This window comes from Ruegeria sp. YTSB088, assembly GCF_059609825.1.
In genome coordinates this window covers 1-14,432 of the sequence record NZ_JBXWMM010000019.1, presented here as the reverse complement: position 1 = coordinate 14,432, position 14,432 = coordinate 1, and the positions used below count along the sequence as shown (strand labels likewise).

13 protein-coding genes are annotated in these 14,432 nt (G+C 51.3%); 2 read left to right on the top strand and 11 right to left on the bottom strand.

What is annotated here, in order from left to right; genetic code table 11:
• Positions 1–9 precede the first annotated feature (9 nt).
• The 5 genes from AC2FFA_RS21200 to AC2FFA_RS21180 all read right to left on the bottom strand — a co-directional run bounded on the left by AC2FFA_RS21200 (position 10) and on the right by AC2FFA_RS21180 (position 6,895).
• The gene (locus AC2FFA_RS21200) at positions 10–1,911 is read right to left on the bottom strand and encodes a site-specific DNA-methyltransferase (protein ID WP_496853139.1); all 1,902 of its coding nucleotides are present in this window, start codon (positions 1,909–1,911) and stop codon (positions 10–12) included.
• Positions 1,912–1,921: 10 nt separating this feature from the next.
• Positions 1,922–2,695 (bottom strand): DUF4391 domain-containing protein, encoded by a 774-nt coding sequence (locus tag AC2FFA_RS21195; RefSeq protein WP_496853138.1) that lies wholly within the window; start codon positions 2,693–2,695, stop codon positions 1,922–1,924.
• The gene (locus AC2FFA_RS21190) at positions 2,692–5,916 is read right to left on the bottom strand and encodes a helicase-related protein (protein WP_496853137.1); all 3,225 of its coding nucleotides are present in this window, start codon (positions 5,914–5,916) and stop codon (positions 2,692–2,694) included. Before AC2FFA_RS21190 ends, AC2FFA_RS21195 begins: the two co-directional genes overlap by 4 nt.
• Positions 5,917–6,105: a helix-turn-helix domain-containing protein gene (locus AC2FFA_RS21185; protein WP_480719144.1), complete on the bottom strand. Its 189-nt coding sequence runs from the start codon at positions 6,103–6,105 to the stop codon at positions 5,917–5,919.
• A 286-nt stretch (positions 6,106–6,391) separates the two neighbouring features.
• Complete coding sequence (locus AC2FFA_RS21180) at positions 6,392–6,895, bottom strand: helix-turn-helix domain-containing protein (protein ID WP_496853136.1); 504 nt, start codon at positions 6,893–6,895, stop codon at positions 6,392–6,394.
• Between the two features lie 1,162 nt (positions 6,896–8,057).
• Between AC2FFA_RS21180 and AC2FFA_RS21175 the strand changes: the two genes are divergently transcribed.
• Entirely contained in the window at positions 8,058–8,291 is a 234-nt protein-coding gene (locus AC2FFA_RS21175) for a hypothetical protein (protein ID WP_496853135.1), read from the top strand.
• Between the two features lie 239 nt (positions 8,292–8,530).
• On the opposite strand, the gene AC2FFA_RS21170 is transcribed toward AC2FFA_RS21175, so the two are convergent.
• The 5 genes from AC2FFA_RS21170 to AC2FFA_RS21150 all read right to left on the bottom strand — a co-directional run bounded on the left by AC2FFA_RS21170 (position 8,531) and on the right by AC2FFA_RS21150 (position 13,486).
• Entirely contained in the window at positions 8,531–8,902 is a 372-nt protein-coding gene (locus tag AC2FFA_RS21170; protein WP_496853134.1) for a hypothetical protein, read from the bottom strand.
• A gap of 11 nt (positions 8,903–8,913) precedes the next feature.
• Entirely contained in the window at positions 8,914–9,591 is a 678-nt protein-coding gene (locus AC2FFA_RS21165; RefSeq protein WP_496853133.1) for an AAA family ATPase, read from the bottom strand.
• Between the two features lie 434 nt (positions 9,592–10,025).
• Positions 10,026–11,159, bottom strand: a complete 1,134-nt coding sequence (locus AC2FFA_RS21160) for a hypothetical protein (protein WP_496853132.1) — start codon at positions 11,157–11,159, stop codon at positions 10,026–10,028.
• A 6-nt stretch (positions 11,160–11,165) separates the two neighbouring features.
• Entirely contained in the window at positions 11,166–12,533 is a 1,368-nt protein-coding gene (locus tag AC2FFA_RS21155; RefSeq protein ID WP_496853131.1) for a ParA family protein, read from the bottom strand.
• 44 nt (positions 12,534–12,577) lie between these two features.
• Positions 12,578–13,486, bottom strand: coding sequence for a helix-turn-helix domain-containing protein (locus AC2FFA_RS21150; RefSeq protein WP_496853130.1), 909 nt, complete (start codon positions 13,484–13,486; stop codon positions 12,578–12,580).
• Positions 13,487–13,983: 497 nt separating this feature from the next.
• Between AC2FFA_RS21150 and AC2FFA_RS21145 the strand changes: the two genes are divergently transcribed.
• The gene (locus AC2FFA_RS21145) at positions 13,984–14,169 is read left to right on the top strand and encodes a hypothetical protein (RefSeq protein ID WP_496853129.1); all 186 of its coding nucleotides are present in this window, start codon (positions 13,984–13,986) and stop codon (positions 14,167–14,169) included.
• Position 14,170: 1 nt separating this feature from the next.
• Here the strand turns inward: AC2FFA_RS21145 and AC2FFA_RS21140 are convergent, their stop codons facing one another.
• The gene (locus tag AC2FFA_RS21140) at positions 14,171–14,377 is read right to left on the bottom strand and encodes a hypothetical protein (protein ID WP_496853128.1); all 207 of its coding nucleotides are present in this window, start codon (positions 14,375–14,377) and stop codon (positions 14,171–14,173) included.
• Positions 14,378–14,432 lie beyond the last annotated feature (55 nt).

Below are 14,432 nucleotides of genomic sequence, written 5' to 3'. Positions count from 1 at the left end.
CCCCCGATCCTACAGGCTGCGCACATGAGCGATGCCGTTCTGTTCCAGAATGGCGGTCATGTTTGTCTTGGCGATGTCGTCTGCAAAGGCGCTGTCACGGAAGACAACTTGCGTGTCTGCCGCTGGCTCCAGATCCTTGTGCCAATCCGTGATCCCCTTGGCGAGGGTCTCGATCTCGGTGCTGTCGATGGTCTCGTCTAGACAGGCAAAAAGCACGCCGTAACCGATGGAGTAGACCGTTTTGCCGGCGATCTCCTTGTCTTCAATTGGGACGGCAAGATCGACGCCGCGTTTGAGGAGAAGCTCGTAGAGCACGTCCTGCTCACTGCGACCCTCGACCAAGTGTTCTGCATGCTCAAGTAAGCTCTGTTCCAGATCGGACGCATCGGGGTTCCACACGCGGATGTTGCTACTGTCGAGTTTGAAAACCTTGAAGCCAAGGTCTCCATTGAAGCTGGGGTTGTCGTGTTTTATTTTTTTAGCTGCTCTACGAATTCGTTCTTTAGAAATCTCAGCAATAGTTGAGAAGCCTTCGCGAAATGCTTCGGTCTCGCTTTCAATTTTTTCAGGCAGTTGGACCATAATAAATCGTCTATCGCCATCATCCGAGGCATTCAGCGACATAACCGCATGAGCGGTTGCTGAGGAACCTGCAAAGAAATCAAGGATAATATCACTCTTTGATGAGTTCGGCGCAATTTGTACGCAGCGCTCGATCATTGGCACAGGCTTCGGGAAGTCAAATACCTTCTTACCATTGAACAAAGCGCGCACGTCACGCGCCGCCTTCTTGTTTCCATCCAAGTCATTCCAAAGCGGTGATGGGCGCTTGGTTCTGCCTTCAAGGTAATACTTCACATATGGCCACCAAATCTCGTCGTCGCCACGCTTAGTCTTTTTCCACAGAATGAAATTATCCTTGAGCAGTCGCTCATATGTCTTTTTCTCGAATCTCCAGCAGCTTTCGTAGCCAGCTGGAGCGATAGGAAGTACATCGTTGCCGTCAGGGTCCTGTACCGGATAGAAAAGTTTCGGGCGGTCTGAGCGCCTATCATTCGAGCCAGTTTTTCTCATTTGATCGTAGGCAAATTTTCCTCGCTCATCTTCGTTATCGAAACGCTTAATGTCTTTGGCAGAAAGAGGAAGGCCGCTGAGGTCAAATTCAGCTTTCTTCGAGTAAACCAGAAGGTAGTCGAAGGAACTCCCTAACCCCCCGCTATCTTGACCAGTTGTTTGCCCGGTTGCCCTACAAACAGAACCTAGGAAGTTTTCTTCGCCAAAAATCTCATCAAGAATATTCTTAAGATTTGATAGTTCGTTATCGTCAATCGAGACGAACATAATGCCGTCATCGGTCAGCAGATTTTTGGCAAGCTTGATCCTTGGATAAATCATGGTCATCCAGTTCGTATGCTTGCGACCACCAGTCTCAGTATTACTGGAAAACTTCGCTCCCTCATCATCGACTTGGCCGGTGTACTTAAGGTATGTGTCTAGATTGTCTTGAAATTTGTCAGGATAGATAAATTCGTTTCCCGTATTGTATGGGGGGTCAATATAGATCGTTTTTACTTTGCCAGCATAACTTTTTTGCAAAAGCTTCAAGACTTCAAGATTGTCACCCTCGAGAAAGAGGTTTTGTGTGTTCTCCCATTCGACACTCTCTTCATGGCACGGTCGTAATGTGCCAGTTGATGGTGTGAGTGCGATTTGACGGGCCTTCTTCTTGCCGTGCCAAGTCAGTCCGTACTTCTCTTCGCTGTCTGCGACGTCATCTCCAAGCAACTGACGCAACACATCGAAGTCGATCCCATCCTCAGTGAACGCATCCGGCAAAATTGCCCTAAGTGCTTCGATGTTTTCGCCCACGATGCTTAGGCTCTCACCGTCTTCTTTTTTCAATGCGTCCATTGCTCTTTCCTCAAATTTCTTTTCGAATAGCTTCGATGCTATCACTGAGTTTCTTGATCCGGGTATTCAGATTGACTTGCGTCCCCAGATTTTTTTCTTTCTTCAATTTATTGCGGGTTTCGGCCCGCTCCTGATGAAGCTTGTCCATTTGCCGCAGGGCCTCCAGGCGGTCGGCCTTCGGTTTTGTGGTCTCATTCGGCGGTGCGTACTGCCCCGAGTGCGCTGCGCAGTTAAGCGCAATGATCCTAGAAACCGCGTCTTGATAGAAGTCGTAGAGATTGCGGTAGCTGAAGTTGTTCGTGCGGAAATCCGATAGAAAGGCGTCCTGTGCAGTGCTCGGCTCAGATGTGTCGATCCAGCCCGTGTCGTAGCTCGCCTCGACTACAATCTTGTTCGCATCTGCGCGGTTGATCCGTTTGTCGGCGGCGTTGATTGCCATTTGATCCCCGCGCACGAAGACGATCAAAAGCGGATACGGGATAGATTTCTGGATGACCGAGGCAATGCGCGCATGCCGCCCAATAGCGGTCAGACCGATTTGGAGAACCGCGATCTCCAGATACTCATGTGTGTCGTCTTCCAGCTTTGGTATGTTGATGGTGGACGGCTTGAGCGTGTAGCTCCAGTCGATCCCTTCGATGTCCTCGACAAAGGCCTTCTTGTCCGCCGCGACAAGCTGCCCATGCTCATAGAACTGCTTCTTGAACAGCCGCTTTCCGAGGGAGCAGGCCTCGGGCACTCCCAGGTTCGCGTAGAAGTCCTCGATGCAGCGAACGTTGCTCACGGCGCGTTCACCACCATGTAGCTGATGACCTCGAAGTCTTCCATTCCATGGAAGCTCTCCTTAGTCAGGTTTGTGCCGCCGCGCGAGAAGAGGCTCTCAACGCCTTTCTCTTCGGACTTGCCGATGATGCTGCTGACAGCAGCCTCCAATAGGCTGCGGTAGTGGCTTACATCTTTGCCGTTCTTTGTGATGCCATTCATGCGGGCGATGGCGACGGTGTCTGGTTGCCGTTTGCCGTGGCCGTGCTTCTTCAGCACGTCGAGAATCTTTTTCGACTGTACAAAGTTCAGGTTCACTTGGCCGTCATCGGTGACATAGGTCAGGTAGTAAGGCGCAAGGGCATAGCCGTCTTCGCGGTTCACGGGCTTGCCGACATTCTTCAGGCAGAAGACAACTCCGGGCGGCAATCCGTCGAGCTTCAAGCCAGCGTCTAGCGTTGCAGCGGCAAAAAGCCCTGTAGGTGCTTGTTCCAGCTCGCCGAGATGCTCTTTCATGAACTCGGACAAGTCCATGCGGAAGTCGTTCAACGTCAGGTCCGTTATCGAGACCCCACCTGACATTTCTTCCAAATCGACCACAGTGTTCTGGAGTTGATGGAGCTGCTTGCGGCGATACTCCAGATCATTCATGCCGCCAGCGGCATCCTGTTCGATGACGTTTTCTTCGCCAGTCGCCGAGATGTCGAGAAGGACCATCCTGCCGCTGACGCGCGCTTCCAGATTGATGTACTCGTCCAGCTCCAAATTCGGCCAGAAGTTCGTTAGTTGGATCGCTTTGTTCTTTGATCCCAAACGGTCAATGCGGCCAAAGCGCTGGATGATCCGAACAGGGTTCCAGTGGATGTCGTAGTTCACCAGATAGTCGCAATCCTGAAGGTTCTGCCCCTCCGAAATGCAGTCGGTCGCAATAAGAAGGTCGATCTCTTCGTTTGCGGCTTCATCGATTTTGGCGCGCTCTTTCGAGACCGGCGAGAAGGAGGCTAGCAGACCGTCGAAGTTACTGCTTTGACCAGGAAGGTTCGTCTTATTCGTTCCGCTGCCGGTGATCTGTGCAGAATAAACGCCAAGCTCCTTGAGCGCCCATTCGGCTAGGTGCTCGTAGAGATAGCCAGCGGTATCTGAGAATGCCGTGAAGACGATTGTCTTTCGGTTGCCGTCATTTATCGGGTTCTTGCATTTGTGAACGATCAGCTCCCGCAAGGCTCGGAGCTTTGCATCTCTGCTGGCTTCGATCTTCTGCGCCTCGTCCAGAAGCGCTGCCAGCTTAGCACGGTCATCTTCCAAGTCCTGTCGCCAGCGATGCTCGTCCATGTCTTTGATGAGCACCTTGACCTTGCGCCCAATGAGGAAATCCTCGAATTCCGGCGAGTCCGTTTCGATATCCTCAATGCCCAGCTCTTCGATGTCCGAGGCGCTGTGGCTCTCAAGCTTTTCGAGTAGCATCTCGACCTCGGCCAGAAGCTTGCCGAGCGTTAGGCCAAACGAGTGGATCGAGCTTTCCATGCGCTTGAGTAGGTTGACACGCATCAGGTGGATAAGGCTCTGCTCGCGGTCCACCTGGCGGAAGACGGAGGCTCCGCCCTTCACCTTCACATCGTACTTGCGACTATACTCTTCACGCTTGTCAGCACGGACGTATTTGAGCGGCGAGTAAGCGCTCAGGTTCAGCTTGCGGATGGTCCTGTTGATCTCTCGGAGCGGCGGGAACTGATCCTGTGTGTCGATATCAGCCTTGATGTTGATGGGCTGCAATCTCTCTGGGAATGATCCGATCTCGCTGATGTCGTAGTACTTCTCGATGTGCTTGCGTGAACGCGCGATGGTCAGCAGATCAAGGAGTTTGAAATAGTCGAAGTTCATGGTGTCCAGCAGGGCCTCAACCTTCCGCTCATGATCTTCCAACCGCAGCCAATTGTTGAATCGAGTCTGAGCCTTGCGAAGGGTTTCTTCGATGCTTCCAATGCCGAAGTCGCCATAGGCGCTATCGATACCTTCGGTGATGAACGCGACCTGGTTCTTCAGGTCATTCATTCTGTTGTTCACGGGCGTAGCGGATAGCATGAGAACTTTGGTCTTCACGCCGGAACGGATGATCTCATCCATAAGGCGGGAGTAGCGAGTGAGGCCTTCCTTGGCAGAGCTGGAGTTGCGGAAATTGTGGGACTCATCGATCACTACGAGGTCGTAGTTACCCCAATTCAGCGTTTCCAGGTTGATCTCGCCCGAGCGCCCCTGCAACCGCGTGAGGTCCGTATGGTTCAAGACATCGTAGTTGAAGCGGTCAGCGGCCAGTAGGTTGCGCTTGTCGTTGACAGTGTAGACTGTCCAGTTGTCCCGCAGTTTCTTCGGGCAAAGCACCAGAACGCGATCATTACGAAGCTCATAGTATTTGATAACGGCCAAGGCTTCGAAGGTTTTGCCGAGACCAACACTATCGGCAATGATGCATCCGTTGTATTTTTCAAGCTTGTCGATGGCCCCCAGAACGCCGTCGCGCTGGAATTTGTAGAGCTTGTTCCAGACTATTGTGTCCTTGAAACCTGTTTTGGATTTGATGATGTTCTCTTCGTCAATGTCTTCAAGAAAGTCCTTGAACAGGTTGTATAGCGTCAGGAAGTAGACAAATTCCGGAGACTGATCCGCGCTGAGGCGTTCAATCTGCTTAAGCAACAAACTCTTGGCATCTTCGGTAGCCTCAGTGTCGCGCCAGATCCCCTCGAACCACTCCAACATAGCTGACGTGCTGGGCGCATCCTTTGCGCACATGTTCATGTGGAAGCGATTGGACTCTGAGTAGCCAAGCCCCGTGCTCGTGAATGTAGAGCTTCCCTGAATAGCAACAGCGTTCCCATCAGCGCGGCTCGCGAGCATAAGGTTTTGACCGAATGATTGCGGCGAGCGTGCTGTGCGGACCTCGGCTTTCTCGGCAAGCCACTTGGAGCACTCTTTCGCAATCTGCATTTGGTTGAGCTGGTTCTTAAAGCGCAGCTCAAAGTCGTCACCTTCGAGCATCGGGAAGGTGACGACATCATCCCCGTTATTGTTGGATGTTGTTGGGAAAAGCAAAAAGCGGGCGCCATCTACGGCTTTAAGTTCTTTTTTGAGAGCCTCAAAGCCGTAGATAGAGAACAGACCCGACATAACGGAAAGCTTGGTTCCTGTCGAAAGGTGCTTCCTCAGTTCGTCGCCAACTCTACCGTTTTTCTTGTTATCAAGAAGCATTTACTCGCTCTTCCCGCCACTCTTCAGCCGTTCGTCAATCCAGGCATCGATCTCCTGCTTCCTAAAGCGCCAAGCCCCACCAACCTTGAAGCCGGGGATTTCTCCATCAGCAGTCAGACGGTAGGCGGTTTTTTCGGTGATCTTGAGATACAAGGCGACTTCCTTGATGGTCAGTATGTCGGTGTCCATCGAGCCCCTCGGAGTATTCATGCCCATATGAGAAAATATGGTAATAAGTGGAAAGCCTCAACACTGATTTACCAAACATGGCAGGTCAAACTTGTCCAATGCTAACAGTCCTAGGGAATTCTGGCCTATGCCACTAGTGTCAATCTCGAGACGCACTAAGTCATACAATCTGGCCGGGAACTAGGCTGATAAGCGTTCCTAGTACAGTGTCCTTCTCAAGCGGGTCGATAAGACTACCCAGCTCGAATTCGCTCGGCTCTCTGGGCATCGTTCTCAAATCAATTATTCACTCTTTCAATGAGATTTTCTCCATGATTTTCGGGTCTTTCTCGATCATTGAGAGATACTTTGCAGTGGGTCCTGATGGCGTGCGGCTACCATCCTCGTATTTCTGAAACGTCTTCACCTCAAAGCCGTACGCAACACAGAATTGCTCTTGAGTATAGCCGAGACGCTTCCTCAACCGCGGGAGGTTCACACCCTTGTCCGGCGTTGTAGAGACTGCCTTGACGCCAGCCTGCTTCAGCTCAGCTAGCAGTTCCTTCAAATCTGAGATTTTGGGGAGCAAGATCAGTGCAGTTGTTCCCGTTGTAGCAACCTGCTCAACAGCGCGTTTGGCTTTGAGAAGCGAGAGGCCGCACTTCGCAAGCGCGCGAGAGGCCTGAATGATGTCAGGGTTTTTTGATGCGCTAACCAGGGCGATTGAGCCTTTTGATCCGGATTGGTTTCGGACGACGTCCTTGACTGGCCCCAGTCGTTCGGCGAGCGCCTTCAATGATGAGTTCGTCATAGTTCACAGTCTCCAATACGTAACGGCCAATTGTTCTTAGCCGCGCTACACCCAATTGGTTCGCCTCTAAGCCCTGGATGTGAAAACCTTTGAGAATGATGATTTTCTCATTGAGCTCAGCCTCAGCAATCACCGTAATGAGTCCCTCGGGGACCCAGATCGAAGCAATAACCACATCACCTTCACTGTCGTCCCACTCGAACTCAAATCGAATGTTAGTCATTTATATACCCCTCTGGGGGATAACTTCAAGGTATCTCTTTTGCTAGAATTTGCTTCCACAGTACCTGTATTGCCCTTCATCCACCCGCCAGGTGCCCTACCCGAAACGGCTCTTTCGCATTAGCTTGCTCCTTCGGAAGGTTGAGCAAACTCTACATCAGAACAAGGGAAGTTTCGGGGAGCAGGTCATTCATAGTGCCCCCAACCGAATTTGACACCGATTGGGGACTCGAATTATTGGGTATCAGATTTCTGAAAATGCGATCACCAAATCTGTTAGTACAGCACCATAAGTCGCTAGGATTTATGATCGCGAACCAATTTTATGATCGTCTCGCTATGTGACAAGCCAAGTCGCGCACAAAGCGGGTCAAGTTCAGTCTGACAAAGCCATTCGTCAACCGCAACTAAAGCTGGATCCGTCAGCCAAGTGGTCCCCGGCCGAAATGGCTTAACTTCTTTTGGGCTCCAGACGACCGTTTCATATGGGAGCACGAGAGGCCCCAGAGTGACTTTTCTATCTGATGTTTCGCTCATAATAGTATCCCTATCGCTGTTGCATAAGTGAGCGCCCGGGATATTCCCATAACTCCTGAGCACAGCGCTGGTTGGTGAGCTGCCAGCCTGTAAAATAAATCATAACTACAAAGGTTCCGATACCCGGAACAATTGCGGGGTTTCGGTAGCTTGGGCCCCTGCCCCGACGGTGATTTTAATTGCATCGCCCGGTCGTTCGAGGGAAAGAATTACTTATCGAGGCTGACACTCTCAACTTTCCCCGATTGCATTTGAACAGTCTTTGCCTTGGAGAGGCCGCCAGCCGTGTCAACTTCTGTTCGGTAATTCCAATCCTGGCAGTGGTCGCGAGCTAGCGGCAACAATCAGTGCAGGCGAATGGCCGGAACATGATCCTGACATCGAAACTCAACTGATTGGTCAAATGGAAGACAAGGTCAATGAGCTCCTCGAGGATCGAGAGATCGAAGCTTTTGCCGAATACGACAGTGATGGTGATCGCACATATTACCAGCTCAAGAACGGAGAAGTCGGGGTTCACTGGGTCGCTGCCCAATTCGTTGAAGCTGGCACGGTCGAAGATCTCGCCGAGCAGGTCGTTGGCGAATTTCGTCGGTGGGCCGAAGAGAATGAAGAGGCTTCCGGCCTGGCAATGTAAAAAGACATTCAGGTTCTCAGCGAAACCCCGTCGCAACCGGCGGGGTTTTCTCGTATTTCAGGCGCTCGGAGGCTACATGGTCATGCTAAGTTGATAGAAATGTTTCCTGAACATGCTGATGCCTGATGAATTATCCGCGTGCCTACGTGCCTCACTCAGTATTTTTGGGATTTCCTAGGGCAGGAGATGCCCCCTGCCCCACTGTAAGTTAAGTAAAGTCTTGTCTTGTCTTTACTGACCTAAAACTCAAAGTCGACATCGTGCTTTTCGAGGAAAGCCAGCATCGACTCCTCCATAGCCACGACGACACTTTTGCCCTTCTTCTTGGCAACTTTGTCCCACTTGCGATAGAGCCGAGGGTTCACCTTTGTGGAGAAGACCTGTTGGCGCGCCGCCTTTTTCTCTTTTTCCCGGCGCAGCTCAATCTCATCTTCCAGCTCTTCAGTGTCGAGCTCCCTACCCGCGTCTGCTTGGATCTCGGCGATCATGCGAACACGTTTGGCATGCTTGGTGTCAGAACCTGATGGTCTCCGACCATGCTTGTCCTTGTAAGACCATGGCTCATCGTCATCCATTGTGACTTTACCGATTGCGGATGTATCTGCACTCATAGCTGAACTCCCTATTTGTCGGCGCGTTCGCGCAGAAGGGTGAAAATTTCGTTGGTGATGGCTTCTACATTCTCTACCGCAGAATCCAGGTTGGAGCCTTGGTAGCGCGCTGGCAGATCGACATAGTCGCCTCCTGCGGAAACCATTGATTTGAAGATCGGCCGATGCGCCAACTGCGCACGCATGAGGGGGGCGTTGTTCTCTACCAGAACCTGGCGCATGTCCTTGCTGATGTTCGCCTCGATTGGGCCTGCTTCAGTAAATGTTAAAAGCACGCGTGCCTCGATATCACGTCCAAGAATCTTACTGCGTGACCGAACCCGTTTAAGGACCTGGACGGCCGCCTTTACATCTGGAAGAGACGCCTGACCTGGGATCACGACCAGGTCACTCACCAGAATTGCGTCAATGATGCTTGCATCGTCAGAGCCTTCGACATCGATCAGAACGACATCGTATTCGTCGGCGGCATACAGGGCTTGCTCTGTGATCTCTTCGCGTTCGACATGTTGAACGGTTATGTTCTCTGGGATCTCTTTGATATCCGACCAGCCAGATAGCCACTTCTTCGGATCGCTATCAAGGATCAGTACCCGCTTGCCGGCCCGTGCTGCCTCAAGAGATGTGAGAATACATGTAGTGCTTTTTGCGCAGCCGCCCTTCGAGCTGCAAAATGAAATAGTCGACATAACAAAATCTTCCTCAATGATTTTTTGATGAGCTGCTCGGCCCACTGAGGAAAATACGAAGTAAAGGTTTAGACAGCGTTTACTTTACAAGACTGGCCAAGACTTTTCTTTAAAAGGCAAGCCTTTACTGACCTTTACTAGTAAAGTCTGAACTGGACTCGTCTTTACTTTACAAGACTGACTTATCGATGCCCCTTATTTCATTGGGCTTTTGAAGTTCGACATTGAGTTTGAGCAGACCAGGCACCCAAACCGAGGGTATTACCCCCCCTTTTTCGTTACTAGCGAAAAAAGGGGGTAATGTCAGGGTAGCCTCCCTCTAAACCACACAATCTAAAGTATAAACTGTTGACAAGCACACGTAAAACAGGAGATTTTCGCTTCCTTGTAGATTTGATGCTTATGGGATCTTGAATGAGTTGATCGGGCAGGTGTCACTTAACCCGCCCTGCCCCTTTCGCTATCGCCTCCAAGATCCATTCGATTTGGTCCTGACTGGGCTTCGATCCGTCTTCCAGAGATACTTTGATCGCCCCTCCGCGGCCTGCGGATACCGTAAGGCCGTTACTGAGGATCGCCCTGCCCTTTTCCCGGGTTGCAGTTACCTTGGCCGGTGGTTGTGGCTTTTGCCTTTCTTCAGGCTCGTTGCCAGTCTCGGACGCAACTTGTCGGCCACCTGCAACCCAGTTCTTTACGGCCGGCACACTGGATCTGAACCATCGCACGCCCCTTTCTCGGAACCCTGGTCCAAACATGGCCTCGATATCGGCTTCAAGTTCATAGGCATCAACGGCAACTGAGATGTCTCCACGTCCGACGCCGAGCTTCTCAGCCAAGTAGTGCTGTGACACTCCGGGCATTGCATTCTTGATCTGAGCGATGCTGCGGATTTTCTCCCATCCGGATAGATCGGATCGCAATGCATTCTCTCTGAAACGCTCTAGCAGGTCAGCAGCTTCCGCAGGTGTATCCGCGGATTTATCAATGGACACAAACGCAAGAACTGGCCTTTCATTCAGTTCGCATGCCTTAGTTCTGCGCCGACCAGACTGAAGAAATAGTCTTCCGTGCAAATCGCCTGGAGCTGTGCTGGAAAGCTCAGATGGCTCACTCACGCCCATCCTGTTGGCCAGCAAGTATAGTGCTTCCCGAACCTCAGGTGTATCCGCGGATACACGCACTCGAATTGGCTGCATTTGGCCATTATCTTTTAGGTCTTTCTTCAGTTCTTCAAAGGCTGAAGGATTTTCCTGCGTGTTCCCCAGTTGGTCATCGCGGTCTGTTCCAACTTGATCGATAAGCCATGACGGATGGAGCTGAATAGATAGGCGCCCAGCCAGAATAGCATCAACTACCATTTTCTTTTCTCGTGCTGGGTTTAGCTTTAAGGCCTCAATTTGCTCACGAAGCTCAATGATCGTCTGCGCCTGATCGCCAGCCGCAACGTCTCGAACAACGCCTGACATTTGCGGCAATCCGTCGACCGCCATCGGATTTTCGTGAATTGTATCCGCGGATACAATTTCTGCTTCATCAATGCCGGCGTCCAATTTCTTGCGCTTTGCCATCTCGTCTTATCCCCACCGATCTTCAATGAACCGATCTGCAAAACCTCTTGATGGGAGGTTTGGCCAGATACGCTTTACCAGTGCATCATTTACCGAATTTGCATTTGCCATGAATGCTCTCGCTGAAGATCGCCTGCTGTCAGGTGGCTGGTATTCATAGATACTTTTGTATTCTTCGGCGGCGTTCGCAATGGCGTCCGAACGGGAATACCAAACCTGCGAGATCAGGTCAGGTGCACGTCGGTACAAGTCAACAATATGAGATGTATCCCGGTCGTTTGCCTCCTGGATAATGGTTGGCAATACGACGTGACCACCAGTGCCAAGCACCAATGCCGGATCGTTCGTTGTTAGTGTTTCCAGGTATGCTCGCAGCACCGAAATGAATGTCGTAAGAGTGCTGAGGTCAAACCCTTTCATCGTCTGAGGAATTACAAGTGTATCCGCGGATACAAGCGGGTTCAGCTGCATCAAACTGATGGATGGCTGTTGGTCCACGATGATGACATCCAGCGTTTCTGACAGGGCCGCCTGGTAACGATCCATGTCGAAAGATCCATCTTCTCTGCGCAAGTCCTCAGGCATCGTCTTGGGCTTGTAGGCGTCCGACCAGGTACGCACGGCGTTGGAGAAGACTTTGTGGATCCGGGTTGTTGTGCGCATGAAGTAGAGCGCCACGTCGCCAGCCAGGATGTTCGCGCCTCCAGGGAGTAGCCTCAGACCAGGCCAAGGTGTCGATTGCCAAAAGTTATTCAGTGTTTCGGCATCGTGCGCAGTCGGCTTATCTTGTCCGGGCTCATCAACACCCATGAAGTCGGCGAGGGTCGGGGTGTCTTCCTTGAAAAGGGGCAGGTCAGCATTGGCGAAATACAAAGATGCCGTGCCCTGAGGGTCGCTGTCGATGACCCCAACGCGCATGCCATATGTCAGCGCCAGGTATTGTGCCAGGTGGGCGGCCGAGAGGCTTTTACCCGTCCCGCCTTTCTGCGCGCCGAAAACGATAATCTTCAAATCCTCGTCCGGCTTTCTCCAAAACAGATGTGGGCGCTTTTGAAGCTTGTTCGATCCGATCAATGCACGGATCAGCATGATTTCGTCAGGACTGAACGTGCGCTCTCGACCGCGAACTACGCCTTCCGGGAAATCTGGTTCGGTCTTAGCTAGACGGATGAGGTAGTTCTTGTCGACACCAAGGAACTCTGCGACTTCCCGTTGTGAAAACCGGCGCGCAACACGGTTTCGAAGGGTTAGGTCCCTTTGAAGCTTCGTATTGACCGTGCCCATCACACGCGCCATGCGCTCTGTAAAAACCTGAAGATCTTCGCCCGGAGTCACCTGTGTATCCGCGGATACACTCACATCTGCACTGCTCATTTCACCACTCTCTCGTCGGTGTTTCTGCAATCACGATAAAAGAGCTACGCAGCGGTTGGCAACCTTTTTTCTCTTTTTTCCCATGATTTAAGTGAACAACCGATGTCGACAAGCTTGTTTAGGGTCAAAACACTTGGCATCGCGTGTACAACAAAACCGGTGAACTGGTCCTTTGTTGGCGGCTTCTTCCAGTGTGATTGCCAATGATCCTTGATTATCTTTTTCAAGTTCTGAAGGCCTTCATCTGAGCACTTCTGTGACATGAGAAGGTCTGCCTGATCCGCGATTGTATCCGCGGATACACTTACGCCTTGGCTATTCCAGATTAATTGTAGATCACCGACCACCTTGTCCTGAGGGAGGGGATCTGACACGGGAGTTTCACTCAAAAGCTTCTTCGTGAATTGCACCAATCCCTCAGGTGGAGCATGTCGGAAGTTGCCCGAACGATCCATAATCTCTTTCCAGGCTTTATCTACATCATTCACAACACTTGCGAGCCGCCTCGCGCGCTCGCTGGTCTGTGTTTTATGAATTTTGTTTTTCTTCGAAGAAGGGCGTTCATTAGGCTGAGCACGGCGTTCAGCTGGCTGATCGACATTGGCGGGCGCCCGTTGAGAGGCATGTTTCTCTTTTCGGGAATTCACCCAATCTGCCCAGAATGTCACCAGATACTTGCAACGGTAATTGTATCCGGATGCCATCTTTTGACTGGTGGTTTCCACCAGGCCGAGTGTTCGGAGTTCTTTCACATAAGCCGAGATCGAAGCCTTGGAGCGGCCGATCTTTTCGGCCAATTGGTCTTGTCCGGGCCAGCTGTATCCGTGGATACATGCAAGGTTGCAGAGTTCGACAAGGACACGGAATGCTCCCGGTGACATCTCAATATCAAAGATGGAAGCGGGCAGGGCGACGAAGCCTTTTGCGGCGTCTATTGTAGGAACTGAAGACAATTTTTCCTCGCTCGCACAAGTGAAAACACTTGCGACGCAAAACTCGTCTTGCTATCCTGAAGATGCTAATCAGTAGGATATCTGACGAAGATATTTCTGAATTTTTGAAGACCGGGCGGCTGCAACTGCTCGGTTTTCGCTTTTCTGGGGGTCGGGATTATATCATCTGCCGTCTCCTGCTCCTCGGTTCTCAATCTGCCTCAAGGCCTCTGACGGACCTTTGGTTGTTTACTCTTTTGCTATATTTAAACCCGATAACGGTGCACGAACGCAAGAACTTTAGGCCGCCATCTCATAACCTATTGATTTTCCTAGCCTATATTCAGGCAACTTATTGATTCTATTAGATAAGCCCCCTCAGATTTTTTGATTCATAAGCCCTCTCACAGAATCGGATTAGACACTAAATCAGTCTCTAACACGAATCTCGGGCACTAGATGTGCCGACTCGGATTCGTCAGCTTGACCTTAACAGGGTAGGGCGGCACCATAACGGTATGACACCTGAGTTGATCAGTCTCATCCTTAGCATCGTCGCGACCTTCGCACTCATTGTTTACGTCCGCGGGGTCATCAAAACCGCAGGATCTGATCGCAAGGTTGACCCGGTGGCTGTCGAGGAGCTGATGGCCAATATTGACTGGTCCCACGCATATCGGGTTCTTGATCGCAAGAAGTCCTGATTCATTTGTTCTCTTTAATCCATTCGTCGGTCCAGATCGCCACATCATCAACTGCTGCAACGTGATCCTGCACAACGGCGAGCAACGCTGGCCAAACCGCTTCATCCACTTTCAATCGCGCGCGAATCCCGGCAATCAAGTCTTCAAGTTGAATGTCTTCCAGTGGACGCCCGAAGATTTCTTCTTCTGAGAATCCCTCATCATTCATTGTTCGTTTCCTTCGTCGCCTGGTAGCAGGTCCACAACCGCTGCACTTCCACTCC

What these genes read in the sequence shown, in the direction of transcription:
- AC2FFA_RS21180 (WP_496853136.1), bottom strand. Translation starts at nt 6,895, where the DNA reads ATGACGAACTCATCATTGAAGGCGCTCGCCGAACGACTGGGGCCAGTC.
- AC2FFA_RS21160 (WP_496853132.1), bottom strand. Translation starts at nt 11,159, where the DNA reads ATGGCAAAGCGCAAGAAATTGGACGCCGGCATTGATGAAGCAGAAATT.
- AC2FFA_RS21185 (WP_480719144.1), bottom strand. Translation starts at nt 6,105, where the DNA reads ATGGACACCGACATACTGACCATCAAGGAAGTCGCCTTGTATCTCAAG.
- AC2FFA_RS21200 (WP_496853139.1), bottom strand. Translation starts at nt 1,911, where the DNA reads ATGGACGCATTGAAAAAAGAAGACGGTGAGAGCCTAAGCATCGTGGGC.
- AC2FFA_RS21190 (WP_496853137.1), bottom strand. Translation starts at nt 5,916, where the DNA reads ATGCTTCTTGATAACAAGAAAAACGGTAGAGTTGGCGACGAACTGAGG.
- AC2FFA_RS21155 (WP_496853131.1), bottom strand. Translation starts at nt 12,533, where the DNA reads ATGAGCAGTGCAGATGTGAGTGTATCCGCGGATACACAGGTGACTCCG.
- AC2FFA_RS21175 (WP_496853135.1), top strand. Translation starts at nt 8,058, where the DNA reads ATGGAAGACAAGGTCAATGAGCTCCTCGAGGATCGAGAGATCGAAGCT.
- AC2FFA_RS21170 (WP_496853134.1), bottom strand. Translation starts at nt 8,902, where the DNA reads ATGAGTGCAGATACATCCGCAATCGGTAAAGTCACAATGGATGACGAT.
- AC2FFA_RS21145 (WP_496853129.1), top strand. Translation starts at nt 13,984, where the DNA reads ATGACACCTGAGTTGATCAGTCTCATCCTTAGCATCGTCGCGACCTTC.
- AC2FFA_RS21140 (WP_496853128.1), bottom strand. Translation starts at nt 14,377, where the DNA reads ATGAATGATGAGGGATTCTCAGAAGAAGAAATCTTCGGGCGTCCACTG.
- AC2FFA_RS21165 (WP_496853133.1), bottom strand. Translation starts at nt 9,591, where the DNA reads ATGTCGACTATTTCATTTTGCAGCTCGAAGGGCGGCTGCGCAAAAAGC.